The sequence below is a fragment of the Bradyrhizobium sp. BLXBL-01 genome (genome assembly GCF_051853025.1).
Classification (GTDB): domain Bacteria; phylum Pseudomonadota; class Alphaproteobacteria; order Rhizobiales; family Xanthobacteraceae; genus Bradyrhizobium.
In genome coordinates, this window is sequence record NZ_CP182471.1 from 6,514,431 (window position 1) to 6,529,478 (window position 15,048).

A 15,048-nucleotide genomic window follows, 5' to 3' on the forward strand; every position below is an offset into this window, starting at 1 on the left:
TGTCGTGCCGCCAATGTGCTTCAACGTCCATGCCAACCGCGCTCGGCGCGGGGTGAGGGCACGAAACGATTGGATCGGTGACTACAAGTTTGTGTTCGCGCTTCCCGGGACTTGCGGAATGTCTGCCTTGAGTCAGAAGCTGCCGTCGCACCTAAAGCGGCCCCGCGTCCGCTCTACTGGCGATCCGCGACATCACACCGGGATCGGCGTGGTTCTGCTAAGCCAACAACGGCCTATCGCACTTGCAGCGTAAAGTTAGTCGATCAGCTCGTCGGCGCTGGCGAGCAACGTAGGAGGCACGGTCACACCGAGTGCCTTGGCGGTTTTTAGGTTGATGAGCAGCTCAAATCTGGTCGGTTGCTCTACGGGCAATTCGGCGGGCTTTTCACCCTTCAAAATTCGATCAACGTAAACCGCCGCACGGCGAGCCATCGCACGCTGGTCAACTCCATAGGAGATAAGACCACCTGCTTCAAGAAGCTCTCTTACGTAGCCGCAGTTCGGCAGATTACGTGCCAGTGCTAGATTTGCGATCACTCTCCTAGCCTGAAAGATCAGGCTTTCTCCGTTCGCGACGACTCCTTGCATGCCAACCTTTACCATCGCGTCAAATGCGGGTTCGAAATCGCTGAGCGAGCGCACCTCGAAACCTTGGGTATGAACGCCGAGCTTGATTCCGGCTTCGATCGCCTCCTGAACATAGAGGCTCGATATTTTAACATTTGGGTTGATCAGCAATCCAACGCGCGTAACCGTCGGGACAATTTCCTTGAGATACTGCAACCGCTTCGCACTTAGCTGGACGGAAAAGTTCGACAATCCGGTAACATTCCCGCCGGGGCGCGCAAAGTTTTCGATCAGGCCGGCTCCGATAGGGTCAAAGCCAAAAACAAACACTATTGGAATGGTCCTTGTCGCCCTCTTCAGGTACGGCGCAGCTGCCCCAGCTCCAATCAATACATCACACTTTAAAGATACGAGTTCGGCTGCCATCCTGTCGAAAGCCTCGGGCACTTCATCAGGAAAGCGATGTTCTAGCGTTATGTTCTGTCCGTCTACATAGCCCTGCTTTCTAAAACCCTCAGTCAGGGACTGATAGTACGGAGTTTCTTCTTCGATGTTCGCGGCATGCCAGAGGACCCCAACTTTGGGGATGCGCCCCTGCCGTTGCGCGCGCGCTATGCGCGGCCACATCGCAGCCGTGGTGCTGAGTAATGTGATGAATTCGCGTCGTCTCATGAGCTGCTCCAGCCAGAGACCGCTCGCGAGTATATGGTATCCGTTGGGCCTTGTCTGTATCGCGCTGCAGCGTCGGAAACGTCCGCTTCGGGTCATGAACGTCAAAACTCAAGGTGAGCATAATAGGTCTGCTTCCGGGTGCTTAGCGACCTGTCGAGGCTGACAGCCGAGCCATGATTCAAGGCCCCCAAAGGAAGGGGCCGAATCATGCGCTACGAACTCACGGACTACGAGTGGTTTGCCACTAAGCCGATGCTGCCGTGCAGACGATCGACACGTCTATTGTCCGCGTGCATTAGCCGCACGTTATGAGCCGCACCGCTAGCGCCTGATCGTCCGCGTCAGCATCGGAAAATGCTTGTTGCCGCCCGCAAATGGCGGGAACTGGACGAAGTCGGCGCGCATGCGCGCGATGACGTCGGAGCTCAGGGCGCGTGCGAGCGCGGCCGGGCTGTCGAACACCAGCTTGTTGCGCTGCATGTGCTCGACCCGCCGCGACGGCAACCGGTCGACCCAATCGATCCGCGTATAGATCTCGATCTGGCGGACATCCGGGAAGGTCCGCATGATCGCCGGGTGATGCTCGAGATAGTGCAAATGCCAGGCGTTCATGTCTTCGGCAGGCCCGGGATAGTGAACCAGATAGCTGCACGGCGTGCCGGCGCCTTCCGGATGCGCGGCGACGTCGACGGGAAAGGCGCGCGTGAGCATCACCTGGTGCGTGACCTCCAGTCCGGTGAGGCTCGGCAATCCGTCGCCCGCCACGAGGCTGGCGAGGTTGCCGCCGCCGTTCATCGCCGCCTCGCATGCGAACAGATCGTCAAACCGCAGCTGAAGCGCAAGCGCCGGACCAGCGCCGTCGGCCTTGTAGGGATGATCGACCGACTGCTCCAGCGGCGTGAACAGCAAGGCCTCGGTCACCGCCGGGATCGACCCAGCCAATTCGGCCGCGACGGCCATGTCCTCCGGATCGAGCCGCCGCTCGCCTGCCGGATCGGAGAATGTCACGAACAGCGAAATCATGACGATACCGCCTGCGTTCCCTCGTCGGCGTGAAGATGTCGCTCGAGCGCGCCGCGAATGTCATCGGGCCAGGGAATCGCATGATGATTTTCCAGCGACGTCGCAGCAAGAATCTGGCCGGCGCGCCAGCGCGTGCCGTCTGCACCGGAGACCACGTGCGCCAAGTGGAGCGAGGCCCTTCCGACCTTGCCGATGCGCAGCTTGAAGGTCAGGAGATCGCCGAACATCGACGGCCGCGAAAAATCGCAGGTCAGATGCACCGTCGGTGCGCCGATCTTCCGGCTTCCGATCAATTCGGGCCAAGGAAATCCGATGTCGCCCCAGAAATCCTCGACCACCCCGTTCAACATGTTCAGATAGGAGGGGAAGTAAGCGATTCCGGAAGGGTCGCAGTCTGCGAACCGCAGCCTGCGCTCGAAGGAGAACTCGCTCATCAGATCGCAACGACCGGATGCCGGATGACACCGACGCCGTCGACCCCGGCTTCCACCACGTCGCCCGGCCACAGCCATTCCTGCGGGCTCATGCCCGCGCCCACACCTTCCGGCGTACCGGTCGCGATGATGTCGCCGGGCTCCAGCGTCATGCCCGACGAAATGTCCGAGATCAAAACCGGGATGTCGAAGATCATGTATTTGGTGTTGGAATCCTGCTTCACGACCCCGTTTTTCGTCAGCCACAACCGCAGATCATGCGGATCGGGAATCTCGTCCGCAGTCACGATGCAGGGGCCGAACGGCGCATAGGTGTCCATGCCTTTGGAGAAGATCCACTGACCGGCCCGGCGGTTGTCGCGCGCGGAGATGTCGATCATCACCGAATAGCCGAACACGTGGTCCATCGCCTTCTCGGGCACGATCCGCGTCGCGGTCTTGCCGATGATGACGGCAAGCTCGACCTCCCAGTCGAGTTGCTGCGTCATCTTCGCATTGTGCTGGATCGCCGCGCCCGGGCCGATCACGGAGGTCGGCGGCTTGGAGAAGACGACCGGCTGTTTCGGCAAATCCTTGTCGGTGTCCAGGCTCTTGGCGGACTCGGCGACATGGGCGCGATAGTTCAGCCCGATGCCGAAGATGTTCTTGCGCGGCCGCGGGATCGGCGCCTGCAGCTTCACGTCCTCGAGCGGAACCGCGGCGCCGGCCGGCAGGCGTCCATTGGCGCTTTCCAGGCCACTCTTAAGCGCCGGCAGCAAGGTCGCGTTATTGTCGATGAAGGAGATCATGTCGTTCGGCCATTCCAGGCCGAATGATGCGCCGAGGCGCTCGACATCGACGACCAATCCGTTGACGAGAACACCAAGGCGGGCGCCGGCGGCGCCGAGAGTATAGGTTACGAGACGCATGGAAGCTTGATCCGTCTGTTGAAATCCTGGGCGAATGAGGCGGTCAGGCGTCCACCGGCTGATGGCCCGCATTGTCGCCATAGGCCTCCTCGCGATAGAAACCGAGCCCTTCGATGACCGGCAGGTCGTTGAAGCAGAACAGGCAGGCGTCCTCGCTCTTCGAGATATTGCCATGTTCGTGCCAGGCCCAGGACGGAACGCAGAAGATATCGCGCTCCCGCCATTCGAAGCGTTTGCCGCCGATGACGGAATAGCCCTGCCCCTTCGCGACCTGGTAGATGAAGCTTCCGGTATGCCGATGCGATTTCGTCGTCTCGCCCGGCCGCAGCAACTGCATGCTGGCGCCGATCGTCTGCATCACGTGGCCGCCGGTGACCGGATTGACGTAGTTCATGAGAATGCCGTCGTAAGGCGATCCGTCGGTTGCCGCGGCATATTTGTTCAAGGCCTCGTAGGTCGGCTCCCACTCATATTTGAACATCGGCGAATAGCCCTTCGACCAGGGCGCGTTCACCGGGCGAAGGCCCGGATTGCCCCAGGTCCTGGTCATGTCGTCGATCGGATAGCCGGATTCCTCCTGCTGGACCTTCGGATGCACCACGAAGAAATTGGCCTCGAGCGCATTGACGAGAGGAATGTCGAGCCCGTCCTGCCAGATGCACACCGAGCCGCCGGCGTCGACGCCGTGCTCATGCCAGGTGCCGTTCGGCGTGAGCACGAAGTCGCGGGCCCCCAGGGTCATCTTGTGACCGTCGACGATGGTGTAGGCTCCCGAACCTTCCATGATGAAGCGCAGCGCCGAGGCCGAGTGCGCATGCGCCGTGGCGACCTCGCCGGGATGCATGACCTGCAGGCCCGAGTAGAGCCAGCCGACGGCAGCCGACACCTCGCGACGACCGGGATTGTTGAGATAGATGACGCGGCGCCCGGCCTTCTCCGGCGACACCAGCTCGACCGACCGCAGCACATGCTCGCGCAGATCCTCGTAGCGCCAGAGCACGGGAACGGACGCCGATTGCGGCTGCCACGGCTCGATCTTGTTGGCGACGGTCCATAAGGCGCCAGCTTCGTATCTCTCGAGGTCCTTGTAATAGGCCTTCAGTTCCGGAGTGTCCTCGACGTTGGCGCGGCCGATCACGTTTTCCCGCATCTCATCCTCCAGGTGCTGTGTCGTGGTATCGTGCGATCGATGCCCTGTTCGTCGGTCACGACCGCTTCCTTATCACGACGGCGGCATGCCCGGGCGTTGACTTACTTTATATGTAAAAGTATGGTAATGCATATTTCTGGAGGACGCAATGGCTGAACGGTCTTTCGCGCGCGAGGTCGAGGATCTTCGGCTCGGCGCCGGCGACACCTTTCGCGGCGAAGGCATCCTCGCGATCACCAAGGCGCTGCTGCAATCAGGCGTCGCCTATGTCGGCGGCTATCAGGGCTCGCCGATCTCGCACCTGATGGACGTGCTGGCCGACGCCAAGGACGTGCTCGACGATCTCGGTGTCGTGTTCCAGAGCTCGGCGAACGAGGCGGCGGCCGCCGCCATGCTCTCGGCCTCCGTGATGTATCCGCTGCGCGGCGCCGTGGCCTGGAAGTCGACGGTCGGCACCAATGTCGCGTCCGATGCACTCGCCAATCTCGCCTCGGGCGGCGTCACTGGCGGCACCATGATCATCGTCGGCGAGGATTATGGCGAAGGCTCCTCCATCATGCAGGAGCGGACCCACGCCTTCGCCATGAAATCGCAGATGTGGCTGCTCGACCCGCGTCCCGACCATGAATGCATCGTCAACCTGATCGAAAAGGGTTTCGAGCTGTCGGAAGCCTCGAACACACCCGTGATGCTCGAGGTCCGCGTCCGCGCCTGCCACATGCATGGCAGCTTTGCCTGCAAGGACAACGCCAGGCCGGCGCACACCATCAAGGACGCGCTCAACAATCCCAAGCGCGACGTCAATCGCATCGTGTTGCCGCCGGCGGCCTACGAGCACGAGCAGGAGAAGATCAAGACACGCATGCCGGCCGCGATCGGCTTCATCCGGGACAACAAGCTGAACGAACGGATGGGACCGGCACGGGGCAAGGTCGGCATCGTCATGCAGGGCGGAATGTACAACAACGTCATCCGCGCGCTGCAATACCTCGGTCTGTCGGACGCCTATGGCAACACGCAAGTCCCGCTCTACGTCATGAACGTCACCTATCCGGTGATCGAGGCCGAGGTGGCGGACTTCTGCATCGACAAGGACGCGGTCCTGATCGTCGAGGAGGGCCAGCCGGAATATCTGGAGCAGGCGATCAACACGGTGCTGCGGCGCAAGGACATCCAGGCGCGCGTCCACGGCAAGGACGTGCTGCCGATGGGCGGCGACTACACCGCGCAGGTCCTGCTCGGCGGCGTCAGGGAGTTCCTGGAGAAGACGGAGCCGCGGCTGCTCGGCAACCGGCCGCCGGCGCCGGACGCCGCGCCCGTGCTGAGCCATCCTGCGGTCGAGAAGCTCAAGCAGGTCGTGCCGGCGCGTCCGCCCGGGCTCTGCACCGGCTGTCCGGAGCGGCCGATCTTCGCGGCCATGAAGCTCGTCGAGGAGGAGCTTGGCCAGCACCATGTCTCGGCCGACATCGGTTGCCATCTGTTCTCCATCCTGCCGCCCTTCAACATCGGCGCAACCACGATGGGCTTCGGCCTCGGTCCAGCCTCGACCTCGGCCTTCAACGTCAAGGCCGACAAACGCTCGATCGCGGTGATGGGTGACGGCGGCTTCTGGCACAACGGGCTGACCAGCGGCATCGGCAACGCCGTTTTCAACAAGCATGACGGCGTGTTCGTCATCGTGGACAATTTCTACACCTCGGCGACCGGCGGACAGGACATCCTGTCCTCGCGCGCTCTCAACAAACGCCGCAAGACCAACAATTCGATCGTGCAGGCCGTGAAGGGCATCGGCGGTCAATGGGTCCGGCAGATCGACCGCACCTATGACGTCGCCAGGATGCGCGACACGCTGAAAGAAGCGCTGACGACGAAGGAGGAAGGTCCCAAGGTCATCGTCGCCTCTTCCGAATGCATGCTGAACAAGCAGCGCCGCGTGAAGCCGCAAGTGAGCAAGGCGATCAAGGACGGGGAGCGGATCGTCAAGGAACGCTTCGGCGTCGACGAGGACGTCTGCACCGGCGACCACGCCTGCATTCGCCTGTCCGGCTGCCCGTCGCTCTCGGTGAAGCAGCTCGACGATCCCCTGCGCGACGATCCGGTCGCCGCGATCGACAATTCCTGCGTCGGCTGCGGCAATTGCGGCGAGGTCGCCGAGGCCGCCGTGCTGTGCCCCTCGTTCTATCGCGCCGACGTCATTCACAATCCGACGCGCTGGGACACGCTCAAGTCGAGGATTGCCATGGCGGTGATCGGCTGGCTGCAGCGACGGCGCGATCGCCGGCGGCCGACATTCGGGGCCTTGGCATGAGGGTCCTGGCATGAGGGACGAGACGGTTCGGCTGGCGCTTCCCGCGGCCGGCGAAGCGACCGAACGCCCGATCTCGATCGCGATCCTGGCCATGGGCGGTCAGGGCGGCGGCGTGCTGACCGACTGGATCGTCCAGCTTGCGGAGAACCATGGCTGGGTCGCGCAGTCGACTTCGGTGCCCGGCGTCGCGCAGCGCACCGGTGCGACCATCTACTACATCGAAACGATGCCGCCGCTCGATGGGCGCAAGCCGATCCTCTCGCTGATGCCGACGCCCGGCGATGTCGACGTGGTGATGGCAGCCGAATTCATGGAGGCGGGGCGCTCGATCCTGCGCGGCCTGGTGACGCCGGACCGCACCACGCTGATCGCGTCCAACCACCGGTCATTTGCCATCGGCGAGAAGATCGCGCCGGGCAACGGCGTTGCCGATCCCGGCGCCGTCACCGGCGCGATCGGCGTCGCCGCCAAGACCGAGATCATCTTCGACATGAACGCGCTGGCGATTGCGCACGGGAGCGTGATTTCGGCCGCGATGTTCGGCGCGCTCGCGGCCACCGGCGTGCTGCCGTTCGACCGCGACAGCTATCTGGCGGTGATCCGCGCCGGCGGGAAAGGCGCCAAGGCCAGCGTCGAGACTTTCGAAGCCGCTTTCGATCGCACCCGGGCCGGCGCGCCGGAGGCCGTCGAGCTCCCGCGAGCCGAGGAGAGCGAGAAGAGCCGCGCGCCTGCGACGCTGGATGCAGAGCTGGCCAAGCTGCTCGAACGAGCGAAACAGGAGCTGCCGGACTCGGCGCTGCCGCTGGCGCAGGCCGGCCTGAAAAAGGTGGTGGATTTCCAGGACATCGCCTACGGCGCCGAATATCTCGACGTTCTCGGTGCGCTGCACGCGGCCGATCGTGGTGCCGGCGGCATCGACAGAAGCTTTGCCTTCACCCAAACGGCCGCAAAATACCTCGCCAATGCCATGACCTATGACGACGTCATCCGCGTTGCCGACCTGAAGACGCGCACCAGTCGCCGCGCGCGGATCGAGGGCGAGCTGGAGCTGGTGCAAGGCCAGGTGCTCCAAACCACCGAGTTCATGCACCCTCGCCTCGAGGAGATCATGGGAATGCTGCCGGTGTCCTTTGGACGTTGGCTCGACACCAAGCCGCGCCTGATGGGCTGGCTCGATCGCCGCATCAACAGGGGACGACGGGTGCGGACCTATTCGCTGCCCTGGTTTCTCGTGCTCTATGCCGTCGGCGGGCTTCGCGGCATGCGCCGCCGCTCACGGCGCCATGCGATCGAGACGGCGCATCGCGACGAATGGCTCAAGGCCGCCACCGAGGCTATCAGGACCAACTACCAGCTCGGCGTCGAGATCCTGCAATGCCGCCGGCTGGTGAAGGGCTATTCCGATACCCACAGCCGCGGCCTGTCGAAGTTCGACCGGACGCTGGCCACGATCAAGCTGGTTGCACAGCGCGAGGACGCCGCCGATTGGGCCCGGCGCCTGCGCGAAGCGGCGCTCAAGGACGGCCCCGGCAAGGAGCTCGACGGCGTCATCCAGACCATCAAGAGCTTCGCCTGATGAGACCGGCGTCGGCGAAGGATTGCGGTTCAACCGACGCTGGTCAGAACCGGGCGGCTTGACTGCGCTGACCGGTGCGCTAATCGGGGCCCGATCACCTCCGAAAAGAGCTTTGGAATATCTCCGTCAGACCAACCCGCCCTCCTGGTCATGCGATGCCGGCAGCACTCAAAGAGAATATCGTTCCCCTCGGACAGATCGAGACCCGGCTCTGGCTGCAGCTGTTGTCGCTGCACGGAGACATCTTCGCGTCGTTGAATTCCCTCCTCGGCGCCGAGTTCGGCTTGTCGCTGGCGAAATTCGACGTCCTGGCCCAGCTCGACCGCGACAGGAACGGCCTTGCGCTCGGACAATTGTCGCAGAACCTGAAGGTATCAGGCGGCAACGTCTCGGGCCTGGTGCAGCGCCTCCTCGCTGACGACCTCATCAGCAGGGAAATGTCGAGTGAGGACCGCAGGTCGTTCATCGTGCGCCTCACACCGAAAGGCGAAGCTTTGTTCAGGAAGGCCGCCGACGTGCACAAAAAGCATCTCGGCCAAAAATTCGAGAACATCTCGGCCAAGGAACTCGACGCGGCGCTGTCGGTGCTACGCTCGCTTTCGGCCAAAATACGAACCCCCAGCAAGAAGCAAAGTCGAAAAAGCTAATGGCAAGAGAATCCAGGAGCAGGTGGAGATCCGGCCCGCCAAGGTCGAGAGATCAGCTCTACGCCTACATTCCCTATCTGTTCAATCGGCTGGCCAATCGCTGGAACCTGGATCAGAACCGCGATCTCACCGAGCATGGCATCAACAACGTCGTCTTTCGGACGCTGTCGGTGCTGTTCATCTACAAGACGCTCACGGTCAACGAGATCGCCGTGCTCGCCGTGACCGAGCAATCGACGGCGAGCCGCATGGTCGAATCCATGGTGTCCGCCGGTCTCGTCAAGCGCGAGATCGCGGAGGAGGACCAGCGCCGCCGGGTCGTGGCATTGACCGCCGAGGGCGAAGCGTTGCTGCGCAAGATCTGGCCGATCATGGCAAAGAACTACGAGCGCCTGACCGCCGGCATCGATCCCGACGAGATCGAGACTTGCGCGCGCGTGCTGGCCAAGATGATGGAAAACGTCAAGCAGAACCAGATCTGACGCGGGTCATCCGATGCGTATCATTCGATGCGCGTCATTTGATGCGAGTCATTTTATAGGCGTCATAGGCCGAGGCCAACGAGGCTGGTGCCGCCGCAGACATAGAGCACCTGCCCGGTGACAAAGTCCGAGCGTTCGTCGAGAAAGAATTCGATGGTGTGCGCGACGTCCTCGCGTGCGCCGAGCCGGCCGACCGGGACGTTACGCGCCATTGTTTCCTGCCGCTCGGAATCCTTGGGGATGATGCCCCAGAAATTGTCGGTCAGGATCGGGCCCGGCGCGACGACGTTCACGGTAATGCCGCTGGACGCAAGCTCCAGCGCCCATGTCCGGGCCATGCCGTGCACGCCGGCCTTGGTGGCGGAATAGGCCGAGCGGGTCACGGCGCCCATCGCCGCGCGCGAGCTGACGAATACGATGCGGCCGAAACGGCGCGATTTCATCCCCTCCAGCGCGGCCTGGGTCAGGAGCATGGGTGCGCCGAGATGCAGCTGCGCCAGCGCCAGGATGTCTTCGGGCCTTGCGTCGGGCAACAGGTTGGGCAGGATGATTCCGGCATTGTGCACGAGGCGATCGATCGCATGATTGGAGGCGATCTCCCGGGCAACTTCCCGCGTCTGCTCGAGGCTGGTCAGGTCCGCGCAATAGGCCGTGAGCAGATCGTGTGTCCAGTCCGGCCTGTGCAGCCCAACCGAGACCACGCGCTGGCCCTTGTCGACGAGGCTCTTCGCCAGCGCCTCGCCGATTCCGGAATTGCCGCCGGTGATGAGGGTGGTGCGGACCTGGCTCATGCTCGGTTATCCCTGCGTTTCGTCAGACCTGCCGCCGCTTCAAATCGCGCAGATCGAAGAAGGCGCCGTCCTGCATCAGCCTGGCGACGAAATCCTTCAAGCCGCCGCGCTGGATCTTCTCGGTCGCAGTCAGCGGCAGGGCATCGACGAAGCAGATCCAGCCGGGCGCCTTGTAATAAGCCATCTGCTCCAGGCTCCAGCGGACGATCTGCTCGGCGAGCGCGCGGTCGGCGCCGGCCTGCTCGGCGATGATGACGGCCGCCACTTCGTCGCCGCGCACGGGGTCCGGCGTCGCGGCGACGGCGGCCTGCCGAACCTGCGGATGCCGATTGAGCACGGATTCGACCTCGACCGCGGCGATATTCTCGCCGGAGCGGCGGATGACGTTCTTCTTGCGATCGACGAAATGCAAATCGCCGTCCGCATCGCGCGACACGATATCGCCGGTATGCAGCCAGCCTCCGGCCCAGGCCTCCGCGGTCGCCTCGGGGTTCTTGAGGTACTCCCGGAAGAAGCCGTAGCGCGGATCCGCGCCGGCCCGCCGCACCAGCAGCTCCCCCGGCGTCCCGGCCGGCACGTCATCCCCGCCGTCATCGACGATGCGAATGTGGATCTCCGGAGCCGGGCGGCCGAAGCAGCTGGTGCCGACCTTGCGCGGCTCGACATTGGCGGCGATCACGCCGCCGCTGCCGGTCTCGGTCATCGCCCAGGCCTCGAGCAGAGGGAAACCGAAGCGCGCCTCGAACGGCGCGTGAAGCAGCTTGTCGACGCCCGCGCCGAAGCCGAAGCGAACCGCGTGCTGCCGATCCTCCGCGCACGGCGCGGCGCTCATCAGCATCGACGGCATGACGCCGAGATAATGCAGGCACGTGGCCCGGCTCTGCCGCACCGAGCTCCACCAGCTGCGCGGGTGAAAACGATCGAGCATGGTCAGGCAGCCGCCGACCGAAACCATCGCCATCAGCGAGACCGCCATCGCGTTCATGTGGAACAGCGGCAGCGGCGTGATCATGCGCTCGACATCCGGCTTGAGGCCAATCAGCCCGCCGGCGTCGCGATACCAGTTTCCGCTGTGCAGGAAGTATTCGTTGGTGAGAACGCAGCCCTTCGGCTGTCCCGTCGTGCCCGACGTGTAGAGCAGCGCGCACTCCGTTGCGCCGTCCGCCGGCCGCAGCGGCCGCGTACCGTCATAGGGCGCGGGCACGTCTGCGTCATCGGTCACGATAGGAATCGGCCGGCCCGCCTGGCGCGCCGCCGTCTCCACCTCAGTACGGCGTTCGGCCAGCACGAAGGCGGCGTTCATCTCGGAATGCGCGATGATGTATTCGAGCTCGCTCATGCGCAGATCGGGGTTGATCGGCACCACGGAGACGCCGAGCGCGTTCAGCGCGAACCACAGCTCGATGAACACCGGCCGGTTCTGGAGCAGGAGCCCCACCCTGTGGCCTTCGCCATAACCGCTTTCGGCGAACGCCTGGCGGCGGGCCTCGATCCGATCGAGCATCGCGCGGTAGGAGATCTCGCCGGCCGGAATGCCGTAGATGCCTGATGTCTCCGGCAGCACGTTGAGGAAGCCGGCCTCGCCGCGGCGGAGCGCGGTCTGGCGAAAGCGGGCATGGACTGTCGTTGCAGCGGTCAAGGCGCACTCACATGAAGAGCTGAATGTTGCCGAACGGCGCGTCGAAATTGACGAGATCGAGGCGCTTGAGCTTGATCTTCAGGCCGTCGCCGACCTGGACCAGATCGTGCGTTGCCCATCCCGAATAACGCTCCAGCAGGTCGCCACGGGTCTCGGTGTAGATGTAGGACGTTCGTGCCTTGAACACGCCCGCCGCGACGTCGCAGGCGACGATCCTGGGAGCCTGGAGCAGATGGTGGCATCGGCTCTTCGGCTTCTGGCTGAAGGTGCGCTCGCCGGCGAGGCGTTCGACCCGGACCTTGAGCAGCAACAAATCCTCGTACATCAGCGACGGCTGCAGCACCGGGTCCTGCTGCTGCCATTCGAGCGGCATCCAATAGCGCCCTTCCGGGTGAAACAGATCGAGCCAGCTCTGCCACTGCATCGTGTCGAGAAGCTCGGCCTCCCGATAGATGAAATCGATGATGGCCTTGTCGTCGATCATTGCGCCGCCTCGGTGTGCTCGTCCATGCCCATCGTCATGAATTTGGCCCAGGCATGGAACTGGTTGCGCATCTGCCGCTCGGACGTGCCGTTGATGACGGCGGTGACGTCCGGCTGTTCGCCTGCTACGTAGAGGCGGCGCAGATTGATCCACTGATTGCCGTTCGACTTGAGGCCTTCCTGCGCCCGCTCGTACATTTCCAGGTCGTCGTGCCCGACGATGGAGGTCGGCGCGTTGATGAAGCGGTTGTACATCAGGGCGCGCTCGTAGAGCTTGTCGGGTGCGCCGACCAGGCAATAGACCCAGCTCTCGACCAGCGTCCTGTCGACCGCGATCGGAATGAAGTTGCGCAGGATCTGCACGGCGCCCTTGACCATGATGTTCGGGAAATAGACGGTGTTGTGCCTGACCTCGCCGAGGATCTCGTGCGCCCGCGTCTCGCCATACGCCGCGACCATCTGATCGAGATAACCGTCGACGTCGGAATAATTGGAGTGGATCGAATTGGCGACGCCGGTGTGGCCGTGGCCGTTGGGCCAGATCCTGATGCCGCTCTGCTCGTAGAATTCGTACGGGCTCATGAACGGCCCGTAGAGCTGAACCGCCATGGGCGTCTCGGTCGAATCGCCCTGCTCGCGCTTCCAGACCTTGACGGCGGTGCCGGCCGAGCTCTCGTGCGCGACCATGGGATGGCAGGTGTCGGTCTGGTTCTCGACCAGCATCTTCCAATTGCAGGTGTGCATGTAGCGGATCGGCGCCGCCATCACCGCGAGCTTGCCCTCCGGCGAGCGGTCGACCATGTTGTCGATCGTCGAGAGGCTTTCGCCGAAATAGTCCTCGAAGGACAGGCCGCGCTCACTCAGCCGCGCGAAGATGAAGTCGCGATAGATCGCAACGTTCCTCACGCGCGACAAGCCTTCATTGGCCTGGGTATCGCCGAAACCGGTCGCCTCATAGCCTTTCTTCAGGGGAATCGCGAGCAGCGATCCGTCGGTCTTGAACGACCATGCGTGGTAGGGGCAGCGAAAGAATTTTCCGGTGTTGCCGCAGGGCTCCGAGGCGATCTTGACGCCCTTGTGCGGGCAGCGGTTGTAGAAGACATGGATCGAGCCGTCGGTGTGGCGGCTCGCCAGCACCGGTTGCCGGCCGATCGTGGCAGTGATGAAGTCGCCGGGCTTGCCCAGCTGGCTGGCATGGCCGACATAGATCCAGCTGTTGGGAAACAGATGCTCCATCTCGAGATCGAAGATCTCGGGGTCGACGTAGACGTCGCGGTGCACCTCGGCCTCGCGTACCAGCGCCGCGATCGAGCGCCTGTCACTTGCGTGCTTGCCCATGGTGTCCTAAGTCCTTGTCCTAGAGATCCAGCACCAGTCGATCCGATTTCGCGCGCGAGACGCAGATCTGCATCACCGTGTTCGACGCCTTCTCGTCGTCGCTGAGAATGACGTCGCGATGATCCGGGACACCGGAGATCACGCCGCACTGGCAGATGCCGCAATCGCCGCGCCGGCAGTCGGAGAGAACCTCGTGGCCGGCAGCTTCCAGCGCCTCGATGATGCTCTGGTCGGCCGCGACGGCGATGACCTCTCCCGTCGACTTGAGCTCGACTTCGAAGGCACGGTTCGGCGCGTTCGAGGTCTCGGCCTTGAAGAGCTCGTAGTGGATGCGATCGGCGGCGATGCCGCGGGCGTGAGCGGCGGCCTTCACCGCATCAATCATGCCTGCGGGACCGCAGACATAGACGTGGGAGCTCGCAGGCGAGGCGTGTAGCGCCGCGGCGATGTCGAGACACGAGGCGTCGCTGTCGTAATGGATCGAGAGAGCGCGCGCGCAGACGGCCTCGAGCTGCGGCAGGAACGCCAACGCGCCCGGTGCCCGCCCGGCATAATGGAGACGGTAGATCGCTCCCCGCCCTTCGAGCTCGGCCGCCATCGACAGGATCGGCGTGATGCCGATGCCGCCGGCGAACAGAAGCGCGGGCGATGCGTCCTCGTGCAGCGGGAAATTGTTGACCGGCACCGAGGCGGTCACGACGTCGCCGACCTTGAGCGCATGCATGAAGGCCGAGCCGCCGCTCGACATCCGCTCGCGCAGAGCCCCGAGCGCAAGCTGGCCTTCCGGCAGGCCCGGCAGGGCCATCAGGGAGTAAGGCCGGTCTCCCCCGCTCGGCAGCGAAACACGAATATGCGCCCCTGCCCGCCATCGCGGTGCCGCGCCGCCCTCCACGTCGAACACGAGGCTTCGTATCGTCGGCGTTTCCGCCGAGACCGACTGCACCCTGAGCCTCAGCTGACGCGTGTCCATTCGCGGGGTCTGCATAATGTATGAATTTGCATATTTTTAGACATATAACAATTCGATGTC

14 protein-coding genes are annotated in these 15,048 nt (G+C 63.5%); 4 read left to right on the forward strand and 10 right to left on the reverse strand.

From position 1 onward, the window contains the following. Nucleotides 1-255: 255 nt before the first annotated feature. From ACNJYA_RS30275 to ACNJYA_RS30295, 5 genes are all read right to left on the reverse strand, one after another. On the reverse strand, nucleotides 256-1,239 hold the full coding sequence (locus tag ACNJYA_RS30275) for an ABC transporter substrate-binding protein (RefSeq protein ID WP_212254385.1): 984 nt from the start codon (nucleotides 1,237-1,239) through the stop codon (nucleotides 256-258). Between the two features lie 321 nt (nucleotides 1,240-1,560). Next, on the reverse strand, nucleotides 1,561-2,262 hold the full coding sequence (locus ACNJYA_RS30280; protein WP_439364163.1) for a hypothetical protein: 702 nt from the start codon (nucleotides 2,260-2,262) through the stop codon (nucleotides 1,561-1,563). Continuing rightward, complete coding sequence (locus tag ACNJYA_RS30285; RefSeq protein ID WP_212254383.1) at nucleotides 2,259-2,696, reverse strand: acyl-CoA thioesterase; 438 nt, start codon at nucleotides 2,694-2,696, stop codon at nucleotides 2,259-2,261. Before ACNJYA_RS30285 ends, ACNJYA_RS30280 begins: the two co-directional genes overlap by 4 nt. Continuing rightward, nucleotides 2,696-3,604, reverse strand: coding sequence for a fumarylacetoacetate hydrolase family protein (locus ACNJYA_RS30290; RefSeq protein ID WP_212254382.1), 909 nt, complete (start codon nucleotides 3,602-3,604; stop codon nucleotides 2,696-2,698). The genes ACNJYA_RS30285 and ACNJYA_RS30290 overlap by 1 nt, the downstream gene beginning before the upstream one ends. Before the next feature lie 43 nt (nucleotides 3,605-3,647). Then, nucleotides 3,648-4,754 (reverse strand): cupin domain-containing protein, encoded by a 1,107-nt coding sequence (locus ACNJYA_RS30295; RefSeq protein ID WP_439401179.1) that lies wholly within the window; start codon nucleotides 4,752-4,754, stop codon nucleotides 3,648-3,650. A 148-nt stretch (nucleotides 4,755-4,902) separates the two neighbouring features. Between ACNJYA_RS30295 and ACNJYA_RS30300 the strand changes: the two genes are divergently transcribed. The 4 genes from ACNJYA_RS30300 (at nucleotide 4,903) to ACNJYA_RS30315 (ending at nucleotide 9,767) form a co-directional block, all read left to right on the forward strand. Further along, a complete protein-coding gene (locus tag ACNJYA_RS30300; protein WP_439401180.1) occupies nucleotides 4,903-7,062 on the forward strand; it encodes a thiamine pyrophosphate-dependent enzyme in 2,160 nt (719 codons plus the stop codon). Between the two features lie 10 nt (nucleotides 7,063-7,072). Continuing rightward, nucleotides 7,073-8,638 carry an indolepyruvate oxidoreductase subunit beta family protein gene (locus tag ACNJYA_RS30305; protein WP_439401181.1) on the forward strand — a complete coding sequence of 522 codons (1,566 nt, stop codon included), beginning with the start codon at nucleotides 7,073-7,075 and terminating at the stop codon, nucleotides 8,636-8,638. A 155-nt stretch (nucleotides 8,639-8,793) separates the two neighbouring features. Beyond that, nucleotides 8,794-9,285 carry a MarR family winged helix-turn-helix transcriptional regulator gene (locus ACNJYA_RS30310; RefSeq protein ID WP_172789280.1) on the forward strand — a complete coding sequence of 164 codons (492 nt, stop codon included), beginning with the start codon at nucleotides 8,794-8,796 and terminating at the stop codon, nucleotides 9,283-9,285. Continuing rightward, nucleotides 9,285-9,767 (forward strand): MarR family winged helix-turn-helix transcriptional regulator, encoded by a 483-nt coding sequence (locus ACNJYA_RS30315; RefSeq protein WP_439401182.1) that lies wholly within the window; start codon nucleotides 9,285-9,287, stop codon nucleotides 9,765-9,767. The genes ACNJYA_RS30310 and ACNJYA_RS30315 overlap by 1 nt, the downstream gene beginning before the upstream one ends. Nucleotides 9,768-9,829: 62 nt before the next feature. Here the strand turns inward: ACNJYA_RS30315 and ACNJYA_RS30320 are convergent, their stop codons facing one another. The 5 genes from ACNJYA_RS30320 to ACNJYA_RS30340 are packed head-to-tail and all read right to left on the reverse strand — an operon-like array spanning nucleotide 9,830 to nucleotide 14,988. Continuing rightward, entirely contained in the window at nucleotides 9,830-10,558 is a 729-nt protein-coding gene (locus ACNJYA_RS30320) for an SDR family NAD(P)-dependent oxidoreductase (protein WP_439401183.1), read from the reverse strand. A 22-nt stretch (nucleotides 10,559-10,580) separates the two neighbouring features. Beyond that, nucleotides 10,581-12,197: an ATP-dependent acyl-CoA ligase gene (locus ACNJYA_RS30325; RefSeq protein WP_439401184.1), complete on the reverse strand. Its 1,617-nt coding sequence runs from the start codon at nucleotides 12,195-12,197 to the stop codon at nucleotides 10,581-10,583. A 7-nt stretch (nucleotides 12,198-12,204) separates the two neighbouring features. Continuing rightward, entirely contained in the window at nucleotides 12,205-12,681 is a 477-nt protein-coding gene (locus ACNJYA_RS30330; RefSeq protein ID WP_439401185.1) for an aromatic-ring-hydroxylating dioxygenase subunit beta, read from the reverse strand. Beyond that, nucleotides 12,678-14,018, reverse strand: coding sequence for a Rieske 2Fe-2S domain-containing protein (locus ACNJYA_RS30335; RefSeq protein WP_439401186.1), 1,341 nt, complete (start codon nucleotides 14,016-14,018; stop codon nucleotides 12,678-12,680). Before ACNJYA_RS30335 ends, ACNJYA_RS30330 begins: the two co-directional genes overlap by 4 nt. 19 nt (nucleotides 14,019-14,037) lie before the next feature. Continuing rightward, entirely contained in the window at nucleotides 14,038-14,988 is a 951-nt protein-coding gene (locus ACNJYA_RS30340; protein ID WP_439401187.1) for a PDR/VanB family oxidoreductase, read from the reverse strand. Nucleotides 14,989-15,048 lie beyond the last annotated feature (60 nt).